Here is a 14,938-nt window from a genome sequence, read left to right on the forward strand (position 1 = left end):
AGCGGCGCGCTGGCTAGCCTAGCGCCTATGGGTACCAATACGCCTCCCTCCCTCCCCCCCCCCCCCCCCCCCCCGGTCCCGTCCGGTCGGCTCAGTGGATGATGCCGGTGCGCAGCGCGACCGCGACCATCCCGGCGCGGTCGCCGGTGCCGAGCTTGCGGGCGATCCGGGCCAGGTGGCTCTTCACGGTGAGGGCCGACAGGCCCATCGCCACGCCGATCGCCTTGTTGGACTGGCCCTCGGCGACCAGTCGCAGCACCTCGACCTCGCGGCCGGACAGCTCGCGGTAGGCGGCCTGCTGCGGGGTCGGCGCACCGGGGGCCCCGGGCGCACCCGGAGCGCCGGCGGCGCCCGGCATGCCCGGCATCCCGGGGCGGCGCATCCGTCCGGCGAGCCCGGCGGCACCGAGCGGCAGGCCCGGGCGACCGGGCATCGCGACGTTGGTGCGGGTACCGGTGACCACGTAGCCCTTGACGCCGCCGGCCAGTGCGGAGCGCACGGCGCCGATGTCGTCGGCCGCGGACAGCGCCAGACCGTTGGGCCAGCCCGCGGCGCGGGTCTCGGCGAGGATCGTCAGGCCGGAGCCGTCCGGCAGGTGTACGTCGGCGACGCAGATGTCGCGCGGGGTGGAGACCCGGGGGCGGGCCTCGGCGATCGAGGACACTTCGATGACGTCACGGACTCCGAGCGCCCACAGGTGGCGGGTGACGGTGTTTCGGACGCGGGGATCTGCGATGACCACCATGGCGGTGGGCTTGGTCGGGCGGTAGGCGACCACGTTTGCGGGGTGCTCAAGAAGGACCGACACCAGGCCTCCTGCGTGGAGTGGCGGACGGAACCCCGAGGGGGCGGTCGGAGTCTTCCGCGTTCGGAAAGGGTCACAGTCTGCTTCGGCAGCTACCGTGCCCGGCTTTAGCGAAAGATCACGATCTAGTGAGTAACAATACGGACAAATCGCGCATATGACTGATGAGACATGCCTTGAAATCGCACAAAATCGATCAGAATCGATGCCGAGTCGGTCGGTTTTGAGCGGTTAATTGACGCAGAGCGGGATCGAAGTCACACTCCGTCAGTCCTGGGGGTGGCGCCGGGCCAGGACGCGCCGTCCGGCCCCGGCGCCACTCGTCAGTGCGACCGCGGGCGTCGCCGGGCCGGCATCGGGACCACCCCACCGAGTGACGTGACCTCGGACGGCGACTGCGGGGCCGGAGCGGCCGGCGGCAGTCCGGCGCCGATGCAGAGCAGATCCCCCCAGGCGGCCAGGTGCCGCTCGAACCGGCCGTCGGCCGGCGTCCAGGAGGCCCGGATCTCGATCTCGGTCGAGGACGGGCGGTCCGCCAGTCCCCCGAAGTACTGCGACGCGCAGCGGGTCACCGTCCCGGACGGCTCCGCGTAGCCGGCGCCGTGCGCCTGCAGCGCGTCCAGCAGCCAGGCCCAGCCGACCTCGGAGAGCATCGGGTCCCCGGCCATCTCCGGCTCCAGCTCGGCCCGGGTCATGGTGACCACCCGGAACTCCCCGTTCCAGGCCTCCTGCCCCTCCGGGTCGTACAGCAGCACCAGCCGGCCGTCGGCCAGCTCGTCGCCGTCCACCTCCACGGTGGCGGTCAGCGCGAACGCGTGCGGGGCGAGCCGACGCGGGGCCGGCGCGGGGGAGAGTTGGACTTCCGGCCGGAGCCGCGCCCCGTTCAGGGCCTCCACGGCGGCCCGGAACTCACTCGGCGCCCCCTCCCGACCAGTTCCGCCACCTGCTCCGCCACCCTGCGCGGGGTGCCCGCCGACCGCTGCCATGACCCGAAGACTAGGTCGAAAACCCGGGTTATCGCCGCAACTTCCGTCCGAGCGGCGTGCCGGAACGGCAAACCCGGCCGGATGTCGGAGGAACCGACGAACCCCGCCCGAGGAGCACGGTCCGAGCCGCATGCGAAGATTTGACCCGTGAGCGAGACAACGGCAGACACCCCGGCGGCCCCCCGCGACGGCCGACCCACCCCCGCGCGCCGCGGCGCCGCGCACGACTCCGCGTTCCTGCGCGCCTGCCGGCACGAGCCGGTGCCGCACACCCCCGTGTGGTTCATGCGGCAGGCGGGCCGCTCGCTGCCCGAGTACCTGAAGGTCCGCGAGGGCATCCCCATGCTGGAGTCCTGCATGCGGCCCGAGCTGGTCAAGGAGATCACCCTCCAGCCGGTGCGCCGGCACAAGGTGGACGCGGCGATCTTCTTCAGCGACATCGTGGTGCCGCTCAAGGCCGTCGGCATCGACGTGGACATCAAGCCCGGCATCGGTCCGGTCATCGCCGATCCGATCCGGACCGTCGAGGACCTCAAGCGGCTGCGCCCGCTCGAGCCCGACGACGTCCCGTACATCACCGAGGCCGTCGGCCTGCTGGTGGACGAGCTCGGCGAGACCCCGCTGATCGGCTTCGCCGGCGCCCCGTACACCCTGGCCAGCTACCTGGTCGAGGGCGGGCCGTCCAAGAACCACGAGAACACCAAGGCCATGATGTACGGCCAGCCCGAGCTGTGGGCGGCCCTGGTGGACCGGCTCGCAGACATCACCTCGGCCTTCCTGAAGGTCCAGATCGAGGCGGGCGCCTCGGCGGTCCAGCTGTTCGACTCCTGGGTCGGCTCGCTCGCGCCGGACGACTACCGCCGCTCGGTCATGCCGGCCAGCACCAAGGTCTTCGACTCCGTCGCCCGCTACGGCGTGCCGCGGATCCACTTCGGCGTCGGCACCGGCGAGCTGCTCGGGCTGATGGGCCAGGCGGGCGCGGACGTCGTCGGCGTCGACTGGCGGGTGCCGCTGAACACCGCCGCCGAGCGGGTCGGCTCCGGCAAGGCGCTGCAGGGCAACCTCGACCCGGCGGTGCTGTTCGCGCCGACCAAGGTCATCGAGACCAAGGCCCGCGAGGTGCTGCACGCCGCCCAGGCACTCGGCACCAGCGGCCACATCTTCAACCTCGGCCACGGCGTCCTGCCGTCCATGGACCCGGACGCGCTCTCCCGGCTCGTCGCCTTCGTCCACGAGACCAGCGCGCGCTGACACCCGAACGCGGCGGTGGCGGGCGCGCCACCGCCGCGCCTCAGTGTGAGCGGACACGCAGCGCGGCGAACTCGCTACGCCGGCGTGGTGCGTGAGCTTCCCGACTGGATGTATGTGCCCCGAGAAGAGGGCTGGTTCGCCGACGACCTCGACCGTCTGCCGCAGGCGCCGTCGCACACCGAGCTCATGCACGGTGCGTTGGTGTTCCGGTCGGCGCCCCAGCGGTCGTGGCACCGAAGCGTTGTGGCGCGGCTGGCTGCCGCGCTGGAGGCGATCGCCCCGGACGACCTCCTGGTGGAGACCGGGATGGACGTGACGCTGGACGAGCGGAACCGCTTCGAGCCGGACGTGGTGGTGTGCGGCGCCGCCTTCGATCCCGATCGAACGGGGTACGCCGCAGCGGAGGTGGTGCTCGCCGTGGAGGTGGTCTCGCCGGAGTCGGAGTACCGCGATCGCACGGTCACGTTCCACAAATACGCAGAGGCGGGGATCCCGCACTACTGGATCGTGGACGAGGAGGACAGTCTGCCGGTGGTGCGCGTCTTCGAACTCGGGCGGGAGCCGTCGGCCTACGCGCCGAGCGGAATCTTCCGGGGGAGGCTCGAGCGGCGGGTGCCGTTCCCGATCGCCGTCGACCTCGGGCGGGCAGGGGATTGAGGGTTCGGCGTAAAGACCTGCGAGACTGCGGAGCATGTCGGATGCACGGGTCGTCGTCGTCGGTGGTGGGATCGCGGGGCTGGCTGCGGCCGCCTTCCTGAGCGGGGTGGCCGGGGGGCCGGCGCGGGCACGGGTGACGGTGCTGGAGGCGTCCGGGCGGGTCGGCGGGAAGCTGTGGGGCGGAGAGGTCGGCGGGGCCCGGGTGGACCTCGGGGCCGAATCGGTGCTGGCGCGGCGGCCGGAGGCCGTGGAGCTGGCGCGGGCCGTCGGGCTGGGGGAGGAGCTGGAGCCGCCGACCACCGCCAAGGCGGCGATCTGGACCCGCGGCGCGCTGCGGCCGCTGCCGGGCGGGCAGGTGATGGGCGTCCCCGGTGACCTGGCGGCGCTGGAGGCCTCCGGGGTGCTCACCGCCGAGGGCCTGGAACGGGCCCGCCACGAGCGGGCGACCGAGGTCGGCGCGGACGTCGCGATCGGCCGCTACGTCGCCGACCGGCTCGGCCAGGAGGTGGTGGACCGGCTGGTCGAACCGCTGCTGGGCGGCGTCTACGCCGGGCGCTCCGACGAGATCTCGCTGCGCGCCGCCGTGCCGCAGCTGCTGCCGATCGCCCGGGGCGGCGGGTCGCTGGTCGAGGGGGTGCACGAGCTGGCCTCCCGGCCGCAGGTGGTCGGCACCCCGGTGTTCCAGGGGCTGCGCGGCGGGCTCGGCACCCTGCCGGAGGCGGTCGCCGCCGCCTGCGCCAAGGCGGGCGTGGACCTGCGCACCGGCACCCCGGTGGACGAACTGCGCCGCACTCCCGAGGGCTGGCGGGTGGTCGCCGGCGGCGAGGTGCTGCACGCCGACGCCGTGGTGCTGGCCGTCCCCGCTCCCGCCGCGGCCCGGCTGCTGCGCGCGGACGCCCCGGCGGCGGCCGCCGAGCTGGACACCGTCGAGTACGCGGGCATGGCGCTGGTGACGCTGGCGTTCCGCCGGGCGGACCTCGCCGAGTTGCCCAGCGGCAGCGGCTTCCTGGTGCCGCCGGTGGACGGCCGGCGGATCAAGGCCTCGACCTTCTCCTCCAACAAGTGGGGCTGGCTGGACCGTTCCGCCCCGGACGCCTTCCTGCTGCGCACCTCACTCGGCCGCTACCGCGAGGGCGAGGTGCTGGAGCTGCCGGACGAGGAGCTGGTGGCCCGCTCCCTGGCGGACCTGGAGGAGGCGATCGGGCTGACCGCCCGGCCGTACGACACCTTCGTGTCGCGCTTCGCCGCCGGTCTGCCGCAGTACCCGGTGGGGCACCTGGACAAGGTGGCCCGGGTGCGGGGCGCGGTGGCGGCGGTCGGCGCGTTGGCGCTGTGCGGAGCCGCGTACGACGGGGTGGGCATCCCGGCCTGCATCGGGTCGGCGGCCGCCGCCGCGGCGGCCGTCGACGAACTGTTGACCCCGGCGACCGGGGAACGTGCCACGGAGAGGACAATGGGCGCATGACTGAGACCGTTGAGCGGCAGCCGGAGCAGCAGCCCGAGAAGAAGAAGGCGCGCGACCTGAACCAGGTCATCCGCTACACCATGTGGTCGGTGTTCAAGCTCAGGGGCGCCCTGCCCGAGGACCGCGCGGAGCTGGCGGCCGAGGTGGACGAGCTGTTCGCCCAGCTGGCCGCGAAGGACGTGACCGTGCGCGGCACGTACGACGTGTCCGGTCTGCGCGCGGACGCCGACATCCTCGTCTGGTGGCACGCCGAGGACTCGGACGACCTCCAGGAGGCCTACAACCGCTTCCGCCGCACCCGACTGGGCCGCGAGCTGGAGCCGGTCTGGTCGAACATGGCGCTGCACCGCCCGGCCGAGTTCAACAAGTCGCACATCCCGGCCTTCCTGGCCGACGAGCGCCCGCGCGACTACGTCTGCGTGTACCCGTTCGTCCGCTCCTACGAGTGGTACCTGCTGCCGGACGCCGAGCGGCGCGCGATGCTCGCCGAGCACGGCCAGATGGCCCGCGGCTACCCCGACGTGCGGGCCAACACGGTGGCCTCGTTCGCGCTCGGCGACTACGAGTGGCTGCTCGCCTTCGAGGCGGACGAGCTGCACCGGATCGTCGACCTGATGCGCGACCTGCGCCCCTCCCGGGCCCGGCTGCACGTCCGCGAGGAGGTCCCGTTCTTCACCGGGCGCCGCAAGCCGGTGAGCGAGCTGCTGAACGGCCTGGTCTGACCGCACGGCCGTGACGGCGGAGGCCGGCTTCCCCTTCGGCGGGGGAGCCGGCCTCCGGCCGTTGGCGGGGCCGCCGCTGTCCGGTCCTCAGGTCCGGTGGGGGCGGAGGGCGGCGCGCAGGCGGGGGTCGAGGAGGGCGGCGGGGCCGTTCATGGCGACGGCGGTGAGGAGCTCGCGCTCCTCGTCGTCGGCGAGCCCGCGCTGACGGGCCGGGCGGACCTCGCGCAGCACCTCCTGGCCGACGGGGGAGGCCCAGCGGGTGTACGGGTAGACGTCGACCCGGGCCATCAGCAGGGTGCCCGCCGTGAGCACCAGGGGCAGGGAGAACCAGGCGAGCGGGGCGACGGTGTCACCGCCGGTGAAGCCGCTGAGGGAGAGCGCGGCCGCGAGCAGAACCAGGGTCAGCAGCAGGGCGTGCCGGACCTGGCGGACCACCACCACGGTGTTGTGCTGCACCAGGGCCGGGGTGGCCAGACCGGCCACGGACAGCCGGGCGCCGATCTCCAGCACCGTGGGGTGCTCGGCCATCGCCCGGCGCAGCTCGTCCGTACGGCACTGGCCGTCGGGGCCGACGGTGGTGACGACCGCGCGCTCCAGGCGGCTGCGGCCCTTGGGATCGACCACGGTGGTCCAGCCGGTGTGCGCGAGGTGCAGGCGGCCCCGGCCGGCCATCAGGACGAGGGCGAGCTCCACCACCCGGGCCGGGCCGCCGGCCAGGTAGGCGGTCTCGTACAGGCCGATGCCGACGGCCTCGGGTGGACGCAGCCGCTCCTGGTCGACCAGGGCGTCGGCGGTGGCGGTCATCCGCACCAGCCGGAGGCAGGACAGCACCGCCGCGACGCAGGCCGGGATCAGGAACAGCAACCACATGGGCTTGTTCTATGCCGGGGCCGACGGCGCGGGGAACGGCTAGCCGGTCCGCGATACCGAACTGTGACGTCAGGAGCCGCCGCAGCTGGACCCGCAGCTGGAGGAGGAGCCGCAGCTGGACCCGCAACTGGAGGAGGAGCCACAGCTGCTGGAGTGCGAGGAGCCGCAGGAGGAGTGGTGCGAGGAGCCGCACGAGGAGTGGTGTGAGGAGCCGCACGAGGAGTGGTGCGAGGGGTGGTGCGAGGAACCGGAGTCGGGGGAGCCGCACCAGGTGGCGGAGCCGCCGCAGGAGGACGTGCTCGGCGAGTCGGAGAACGACGAGGACGAAGACGACGAGGACGAGGAGGAGAGGGAGGAGAACGACGACGAGGCCTGGTGGATCGCCTCCTCCTCGGCCGCCGCGGCCAGGATCGCGGCCTCCAACGGGTCGTCCAGGCCGGCCGCGGCCAGCCCGCCGAGGGCGACCGCGCCGAGCACCGTGATGCCCGTCAGCTTCGGTGCGACACCGGACTTGGGCGTCCACGGGCTGCCCTGCATCAAGGACAACTGGCGCTGACCGGCGGGGCTGATCCGGCCCTTGGGCGGGGCGGTCGCTGACAGCACGAGGGCTCCGGCGAACAGCAGGAAGGCCGGGAAGAACAGGTTGGGGCGGTCTGAGTGGAGGTCGTCGTGGTCCAGCAGCAGGGAGGCCGGGATGGCGGCCGCGCTGAGGAGCAGCGCCTGCCAGAGCAGCCGGCGGGCCTTGCGGGCGCGCTCCAGCCGCTCGGGGCGGCGCATCAGACCGCGATCGGCGAGCCGGTCGCCGATCTCCTGGACGGCGGCCGAGCGCTTCACCATGCGGCGCAGCGGGGCGAGTTCACGGCTGCCGGTCGGGCCGACGGCGTCGTGGATCGCCTGGTCGACGGCGTCGTACGGCTTGGTGCCGGTGAGGGTGACCAGGCCGGAGCGGCTGATCACGGCCTGCTCGCCGAGGTGCATCCGGACGATCGCGGTGTCGAAGACCCGGCCCGGGCCGCCGGCCAGGAACGCGGCGTCCAGCAGCGGCAGTCCGCGGCCGGGCAGGCCCTGCGGGTACGGGACGTGGCCGATCCGCTGCCGGGTCTGGACGGCGTACAGGATGGCGGCGGCCAGCAGGCCGGCCGGGATGAGGAAGTAGCTGTTGTGCCACATGGGCGGTTCCCCCGAGGTGACGTGAGGATCAGCGTCCGCGCAGTGCTCGGCGCAGACGGGTGAGCGGGCCGGTCGGCCGCTCGGGTGCCGGGTGGAGCCACTGCTCCAGGGCCCGGCGGCGGTCGGCGGCGAGTGGGCCGCCTTCGGTGCGCACCCACTCGGCGAAGGCCCGGGCGTCGGCGCGGTAGCCGCCGGTCTGCGGGTGGGTGCGGGCGTAGTCGAGGAAGAGCGGCCCGTACTGTGCCCCGAGCAGGCGGGGCAGGTCGGGGGCGACCTTCGCGGTGGTGTCGCGCCGTTTGGCGGTGAGGCCGGTGGACTGGGCGCGGACCTGGTCCGGGTCGAAGCCCGGCGGGACGGGCCCGCCGGCCACCAGCGCGGTCAGGAGCTCCTGCTGCCGCCGGGCGAGCCTCTCGCGGGAGGCGGACGCGGCTTCCAGGTCGTTCATCGCGGGGTGCTCCCCTCCAGCACCCGGCGGATGGCGTCCAGTTCACCGGCCAGCTCGGTGGGCGGCGGGAAGTCGGCGTCCCGTTCCAGCAGGACGCCGGGCGGTGCGACCCGCGCGCAGAGTTCGGCCAGCACTTCCAGCACCGGTTCGGTGACGGGGTGGGCGTGGGTGTCGTGCCAGACGCCGTCGATCAGGGTGCCGCCCGCGACGTGCACGTAGGCGAGCGCCTCCAGCGGCAGGCGGTCGAGTTCGGCGGCCGGGTCGATGCCCAGGTTGATCCGGTTGGTGTGCAGGTTGGCGACGTCGATCAGCAGCCGGACGCCGGTGCGCGCGACCAGCTCGGCGAGGAACTCGCCTTCGGTGAACTCGTCGTCTGGCCAGGCCAGTTGGGCGGCGATGTTCTCCAGGGCGAGCGGCACCGGCAGCTGCTCCTGGGCGATCCGGACGTTCTCGGCGATCACCCGCAGCGAGTCCCGGGTGCGGGGGACGGGCAGCAGGTGGCCGGCCTCCAGGCCGCCGGCCCGGACGAAGGCCAGGTGCTCGGTGACCAGGGGGGAGCCGAGCGCGAGCGCCGTCCCGGCGAGCTTGTCGAGCTGGCCCTGGTCGGGCAGGTCGGCGCCGCCCAGGCCGAGGCCGACGCCGTGCGGAACGACGGTGACACCGCGCTCCCGCAGGACGGTGAGCGAATCGGGCAGGTGGTCGGCGCAGATGTTCTCGGCGACCACCTCCACCCAGTCCAGGCCGGGTTGGCGCTCGACCACGGTGTCGATCTCGGCGCGCCAGCCGAGGCCCACACCGAGCCGGGTGGTGGCGGGAGCGGAGCCTGGTGGGTCCAGGGCAGCGGAAGTCATCGGTTCGCCCCCTTCGGAGGGCTGGGCGGGGAGGCCGTCGGGCGGTGCGGGCGTCGTCGCCGGGAACCGCGCGGCCGTGCTGCTGAGGATGTCCCCGGGCGGGGTGGCTGCCAAGCCTCAACCGGTCTTCTCAGAGCATTATTTGAGCTTGCCGTCCGGGCGGTCGGTGACGTCGGTCCGCGACTCGGAACGCTCCCCCGCCGGATGGGCCGGCCCGGTGCGGCAAAACCGGAGGCGGCGGCGGGGGCTGAGCGGATAGCGTGCGAACCCATGATGTCGGATGAATTGACGGTACGACGCTTCCGGCCCGCGGACGGCGAGGCGGTGGCGGCCGCGCACCGGGCCGGGCGCGAGCACCTGGTGATGAGCGCCGAGGCCCTGCTGTGGCTGAACGGCCGGCCGAGCCCGGACGAGCACTTCCGCACCTTCGTCGCCGAGTCGGACGGCCGGGTGGTCGGCGCGGTGCGCTGCGGGGTGGTGAACGGGACGACGGCCACGGGCGTCGGCTACGCCAACGGCAGCGTGCTGCCGCGGTTCCGGCGGCGCGGCGCGGCCACCGCACTGCTGGCCGCGGCCGAACGGCACCTGACCGGGCACGGGGTGACCGAGCTGCACACCTGGCTGGACGACGTGCCCGGCTCGCTCGCCTTCGCCACCGCCCGGGGCTACGAGCTCGGGCGCGCGGCGCAGTTCGGCGGGAGGGACCTGACGCTGCCACTGCCCGCGGCGCCGCCGCGCCCGGCCGGTGTCGAGCTGCGCCCGGCCGCCGAGTGGGCGGGCGATCCGCGCCCGCTGTTCCTGGTCGAGGCGGATGCCATCCGGGACGAGCCGGGGGAGGTGCCGATGGACGCCCTGGAGTACGAGGAGTGGCTGCGGGGCGACTGGGCCCGGCCGGACCTGGACCTCGGGTTGTCCGTCGTCGCCGTGGTGGACGGCGAACCGGCCGCGTTCACCATGGCGCAGACCGACGGGGACCGCTACTGGTCCGCGTTCACCGCCTGCCGCCGGGAGTTCCGCGGCCGAGGCCTGGCCGGGCTGGCCAAGCTGGAGTCGCTGCGGCTCGCGGCCGCGGCGGGCTACCGGCGCGCGTACACCAGCAACGACACGACCAACGCGCCGATGCTGGCGATCAACAGCCGACTGGGCTACGAGCGCTGCGCGGGGGAGCGCAAGGGGATCAAGCGGCTGGAGTGACGCTGCGCACGAACCTCCTGACGCTCCGCGTCGGCGGGAGGGGTATTTTCGGCCATGAGCGGGGACTTAACCAGAGCGCACAGTTCGTGGTCGAGCCTTCCTCGGGGGACGATATGGAGATCCTGCTCCAGGTACTGATCGCATCCGTTCCAGCGGTGATCGGGTTCCTCGCGGCCCGGTTCCTCGCCCGGACCAGACTCTTCCTGCGCTACGGCTTCCTGCGGGTGCTGCTGGCGCCGTACAGCCGGGTGCAGATCATCACGCCGAGCCTGGAGTTCGCGGAGCTCGCGTTGACCGCGGACGGCTGCCAGTTGACCCGCCGTGGGCCGAAGAACGTGCTGTTCATGCCGATGGCCGAGGCCAGGGCGATAGCGGAACTGACCGACCTGCTGCGGAAGGTCAACCGGAAGGCGACCATCGAGCTGGTGGTGGCGGGCGCGCAGGACCCGCGGATGCCGACCTTCTCGATCGGCGGCCCGGGCGTCAACCCGTACTCGGCGGGCGTGCTGGACGCGGTGTTCCCGGACTTCGCCATCGAGTACCCGGACGAGGCGCGGGCGCGCTGGGGCGGGATGACCTTCGAGGCGCTGTACAACCCGGCCGGGGAGTTGATCCGCGACCACGGCTTCATCTTCGTCACCCGCACGCCCCGGCAGGCGCCGTGCATCGTGCTGTGCGGGGTGTTCGCCTTCGGCTCGGCGATGGCCGTGGAGGCGCTGACCACGGCGAGCCGCAACTCGCCGCTGGCGGCGCTGTTCCGCTCGGGGGAGAAAGGATTCGTCGCGGTGGAGGGGCGGGTGATCGGCCTGGACACCGTGGACGTCACCGTCGAGGTCTGCCGGCTCCTGCCCGCGCCGAGGACCGACGTCCCGTCGGGTTTCCGGGGCGAGGTGTCCACCGTCCATCCCGAGGTCTGAGACGGCTGGTCTCGACCACACGGAATGAAACCGGACAGCCCGGGAGGGACTGGGCACGAAGTCCGGCCGTTCGTGCAGGTTCCGCCCCACTCCTGACACGATGTGGGCATAATCGCGCGCATGACGATCAACCGTGCGAACGTGAGCGCGATTGCCGAGGACCTGTACGTATGGCTCCCCCCGAAGCGGGGCTGGGGCCTGGCCAACTGCGGCCTGCTGGCCTCCGATACCACCGCGCTCTGGATCGACACCCCGTATGACCCCTCGCTGGCCGGGGAGTTCCTCGCCGCGAGCCGGCGCCTGCTGCCGCCCGGGGTGGAGATCGACCGGGTCGTCGTCACCCACGCCAACGGCGACCACCTGTGGGGCGCCGGGGTGCTCCCCGACGCCGAAGTGATCGCCACCCGCGAGGCGCTGGACCACATCCACTGGGAGCCCTCCCCGCAGCAGCAGCACGCGCTGATCACCAACAGCGACCCGGACTCCCTGCTCGGCGGCTACCTGAGGGAGCACTTCGGCGGCTTCGACTGGTCCGAGACCGAAGCCGTCCACCCGGACACCGTCTTCACCGGGGAACTGGAACTCAAGGTCGGCCGCTACCCCGTGCAGATCACCAGCCTGCCGGCCGCCCACACCGGCGGCGACCTGCTGGTCCACCTCCCGCACCAGCGCACGGTGTTCACCGGCGACGTGATCTTCTCCTCGACCCCCGAGCAGCCCGGCGACCACCCCTCGCACTGGGCCGGCCCGCTGGCGAACGTCATCGGCGCCTGCGAACAGGCCCTCGCCACCGGCGCCGAGATCTTCGTCCCCGGCCACGGCCCGGTGCTCGACCGCGACGGCGTCCGGGAACACATCGGCTACCTCGACTACGTCCGCGAGCGCGCCCACGCCCTGCACGGCGCCGGGATACCCGCGCTGGACGCCGCCCGCCGGGTGATCGCCGAACAGCGCCACCCCGAACTCGGCCTGCCGGAACGGCTGGTGCTCACCGTCGCCGCCGAGTACCGGCACCTGGACGGCTCCGCCAAGCCCGGCGTCCTGGAGGCGATGGGCCAGGTCGCCCTGGTCGCCCGCGAACTGGCCGAGGAGACCGCCCGCATCCCGCACCCGCGCAGCGGCGGGAACTGACCCCTGCAGCCGCCCGCCGGCCGGAACCGACCTCCGACGGCGGGCACGGCCGGAAGCGAACACCGCAGCCGGGGCACGGCCGGAACCGATCACAACGGCCGGGCCCTGCCGGAACCCATCCCAGCCCAGGTACGAGCCGGCAAAGGACACCCGAGGACTCCGATGCAGATCGCGCTGATCGCCCTGGCGCTGGTCGCCGCCGCGGCCACGGTCGTGCTCGCCCGCGGCCGGGCCCGGGCCGTCGCCCGGGCCGCGGCCGCCGAGACCGCCCACGACCACGGCGAGGCCCGCGCCCGCGCGGCCGAGGCCCGACTCGCCCGCGCCGACCACGAGTTGCGCGAGGCCCAGGAGGCCGCCCGGCGCTCCGCCGAGGAGACCCGGCAGGCCGAGGAACGCCACCGGGCCGCAGACGAGCGCCACCGCGCCGCCGAACAGCGGGCCCGGGAGGCCGGGGAGGCCGCCCGGGAGGCCGACCGGCGGACCGAGGCCGCCACCGCCCGGGCCGAGGAGGCCGAACGCCGGCTCGCGGCGGCCGAGCGACACGCCACCGCCCTGCTCGCCGAGATCGGCCACCTCGCCCAGGAGCGGGTCGCCGCCACGGCCGTACGGCTGACCCACGCCAACGCCCCGCTGGTCGGCCCGCTCGACCCGGAGGCCGTCGGAACCGAGGCCGTCCGGGCCCTGCAGTCCGTCCTGGACGCCGCCACCGCCGCCCTCGCCGACGAGCGCGAACGCGTCGACGCCGCCGCCCGGGCCGCCATGCGCGGTGCCACCTCCCGGATCCAGACCCTGCTGTACCAGATCCAGAGCCTGGTCCAGCAGCTCCAGCACGACAACGACGATCCCCGGCTGCTGGAGGTCGACTTCCGCAACGAGGTCGCGCTACGCCGGATCCAGACCGTGGCCGTGCTCTGCGAGGCCTGGCCGGGCCTGGCCCGCACCGACTCCCCGCTCACCGAGGTGGTGGTCGGCGCGCTCTCCCGGGTGCCCGGCTACGCCCGGATCAAGGTCGCCAACCACCTGCGGGAGCAGCGGTTCGCCGTGGTCGCCCGAGCAGCCGAGCCGATCGCCGTCGCGATCGCCGAACTCCTCGCCAACGCCACCGCCTACTCCCACCCGGAGACGGAGGTCCCGGTCACCGTCCAGCAGGGCGGCCGGGGCGCGCTGGTGATCATCGACGACAGCGGCATCGGCATGGACGACGACCAGCTGCGCCGGGCCCGCCGACTGCTGGCCGGCCCGCCGGACGTCCTGCTCACCGAGCTCGGCAACCCGCCCAAGACCGGCTTCGCGGTCGTCGGCAAACTGGCCCGGCAGTACGGCTTCACCTGCCACATCGAGCCCTCGCCCTACGGCGGCATGCGGACCATCCTGCGGATCCCGGCCGCACTGGTGACGGTCGTGGACGACGAGCAGCCGCTGTCGGTGCTCACCCCGCTGCCGCTCCGGCCCGGCGGCGGCGCGGCCCCGGCACCCGGCGGTCCCGGCACGCCGGGTCGGATGCCGCCACAGGCGCTCCCGGTCCAGGCCGTACCGCCGATGCGGGACGCCGACGAGCAGGACACGCCGGTGCTCGCCGACCGCCACCACCAGCCCGGCCCGCTCCCGGCGCCGCCCATCCGTGTGCTGCCCGCCCCCGCTGCCGACCCCGACACGGCTGCCCCCGCCCCCGCCGCCGACGCGGCCGTCTCGGAGCCGACCGCCGTCCACCCGGACGACGGCAGCGGCCTGCCCACCCGGCGCCGCCGCCGTCCGCTCGCGTCCGGAGAACCCGCCGGACACCCCGCCGGACACCCCGCCGGAGACGCCGCCGACGAGCCCGCCGCGCAACCGGACCCACCCGGGGACGGGCCCGACCACCGCGCCCCCGAGCGGGCCGCCGCCCACTGGCAGGCGCTGCAGCAGGGCACCGACTCCGGCCGGGCCGCCGTGGCGCGGGCCGCCCGCGAGAGCGCCGCGGCAGACGGACCCGGCCCCACCGATGACCACCCCACCGGCCCGACCCTGGAAGGAACCGAGCAGTGAGCAGCTCGCCCAGCCCGACCGGCACCCACGAGATCAACTGGGTGCTGAACCCGCTGCTGGAGCTGCCGGGGGTGCTGCACGCGGTCATCGCCACCGGGGACGGCCTCGTCGAGGCGGCCTCCGAAGGCCTCGGTCGGGCCTCCGCCGAGCGGGTCGCCGCGATGACCGCCACCGTGCACGCCGCCGCCCGGGCCTTCACCGCCGCATTCACCGACACCGAGCGGCCGCGGCTGGCCCAGACCGTGGTGGAATCCGACCTCGGCTACGCCGTCGTCGTCCCGGCCGGCGATAACACCTCGCTCGCCGTGTTCACCGCCCCGGACGCCCAACTCGGCAACGTGGCCTACCAGATGCAGCTCCAGGTCGCCGCCCTGGGCCGCGCGCTCGCCAGCCCCTCCCGGCGGCAGGACCCCGCCGCGGGCGCATGAGCGAGCGAAGCACCGGGGTGG

The 14,938-nt window shown here is 74.0% G+C and carries 13 protein-coding genes and 1 pseudogene; 9 read left to right on the forward strand and 5 right to left on the reverse strand.

The window, feature by feature from the left end:
• Nucleotides 1–91: 91 nt before the first annotated feature.
• Together ACZ4WV_RS26420 and ACZ4WV_RS26425 are read right to left on the reverse strand one after the other, a co-directional pair.
• A complete protein-coding gene (locus ACZ4WV_RS26420) occupies nt 92–808 on the reverse strand; it encodes a response regulator transcription factor (RefSeq protein WP_350743285.1) in 717 nt (238 codons plus the stop codon).
• 320 nt (nt 809–1,128) lie between these two features.
• A complete protein-coding gene (locus ACZ4WV_RS26425) occupies nt 1,129–1,791 on the reverse strand; it encodes a DUF3000 domain-containing protein (RefSeq protein WP_465750848.1) in 663 nt (220 codons plus the stop codon).
• 147 nt (nt 1,792–1,938) lie between these two features.
• Between ACZ4WV_RS26425 and hemE the strand changes: the two genes are divergently transcribed.
• The 4 genes from hemE to hemQ all read left to right on the forward strand — a co-directional run bounded on the left by hemE (nt 1,939) and on the right by hemQ (nt 5,886).
• The gene (gene hemE, locus ACZ4WV_RS26430) at nt 1,939–3,042 is read left to right on the forward strand and encodes a uroporphyrinogen decarboxylase (protein WP_465750850.1); all 1,104 of its coding nucleotides are present in this window, start codon (nt 1,939–1,941) and stop codon (nt 3,040–3,042) included.
• Nucleotides 3,043–3,129: 87 nt separating this feature from the next.
• Nucleotides 3,130–3,699, forward strand: coding sequence for a Uma2 family endonuclease (locus ACZ4WV_RS26435; RefSeq protein WP_465750852.1), 570 nt, complete (start codon nt 3,130–3,132; stop codon nt 3,697–3,699).
• Between the two features lie 34 nt (nt 3,700–3,733).
• A complete protein-coding gene (gene hemG, locus ACZ4WV_RS26440; protein ID WP_465750854.1) occupies nt 3,734–5,164 on the forward strand; it encodes a protoporphyrinogen oxidase in 1,431 nt (476 codons plus the stop codon).
• A complete protein-coding gene (gene hemQ / locus ACZ4WV_RS26445; RefSeq protein ID WP_465750856.1) occupies nt 5,161–5,886 on the forward strand; it encodes a hydrogen peroxide-dependent heme synthase in 726 nt (241 codons plus the stop codon). The genes hemG and hemQ overlap by 4 nt, the downstream gene beginning before the upstream one ends.
• An 87-nt stretch (nt 5,887–5,973) precedes the next feature.
• Here hemQ and ACZ4WV_RS26450 read toward each other — a convergent pair whose 3' ends face one another.
• The 3 genes and pseudogenes from ACZ4WV_RS26450 to ACZ4WV_RS26460 form a co-directional block, all read right to left on the reverse strand.
• Nucleotides 5,974–6,756, reverse strand: coding sequence for a TIGR04222 domain-containing membrane protein (locus tag ACZ4WV_RS26450; protein ID WP_465750858.1), 783 nt, complete (start codon nt 6,754–6,756; stop codon nt 5,974–5,976).
• Between the two features lie 69 nt (nt 6,757–6,825).
• Nucleotides 6,826–7,926: a TIGR04222 domain-containing membrane protein gene (locus ACZ4WV_RS26455; protein ID WP_465750860.1), complete on the reverse strand. Its 1,101-nt coding sequence runs from the start codon at nt 7,924–7,926 to the stop codon at nt 6,826–6,828.
• Between the two features lie 28 nt (nt 7,927–7,954).
• A pseudogene (locus ACZ4WV_RS26460) lies at nt 7,955–9,222 on the reverse strand (MbnB/TglH/ChrH family RiPP precursor modification enzyme).
• Between the two features lie 270 nt (nt 9,223–9,492).
• On the opposite strand from ACZ4WV_RS26460, the gene ACZ4WV_RS26465 reads away from it, so the two are divergent.
• The 5 genes from ACZ4WV_RS26465 (at nt 9,493) to ACZ4WV_RS26485 (ending at nt 14,917) form a co-directional block, all read left to right on the forward strand.
• Entirely contained in the window at nt 9,493–10,416 is a 924-nt protein-coding gene (locus ACZ4WV_RS26465) for a GNAT family N-acetyltransferase (protein WP_465750861.1), read from the forward strand.
• A gap of 113 nt (nt 10,417–10,529) precedes the next feature.
• A complete protein-coding gene (locus ACZ4WV_RS26470) occupies nt 10,530–11,333 on the forward strand; it encodes a hypothetical protein (protein WP_465750863.1) in 804 nt (267 codons plus the stop codon).
• 120 nt (nt 11,334–11,453) lie between these two features.
• On the forward strand, nt 11,454–12,464 hold the full coding sequence (locus tag ACZ4WV_RS26475; RefSeq protein WP_465750865.1) for an MBL fold metallo-hydrolase: 1,011 nt from the start codon (nt 11,454–11,456) through the stop codon (nt 12,462–12,464).
• A 162-nt stretch (nt 12,465–12,626) separates the two neighbouring features.
• A complete protein-coding gene (locus ACZ4WV_RS26480; protein ID WP_465750867.1) occupies nt 12,627–14,489 on the forward strand; it encodes an ATP-binding protein in 1,863 nt (620 codons plus the stop codon).
• A complete protein-coding gene (locus ACZ4WV_RS26485; RefSeq protein WP_465750869.1) occupies nt 14,486–14,917 on the forward strand; it encodes a roadblock/LC7 domain-containing protein in 432 nt (143 codons plus the stop codon). Before ACZ4WV_RS26480 ends, ACZ4WV_RS26485 begins: the two co-directional genes overlap by 4 nt.
• The last annotated feature ends 21 nt before the right edge of the window (nt 14,918–14,938 follow it).

Source organism: Kitasatospora sp. NPDC029312, from assembly GCF_055569215.1.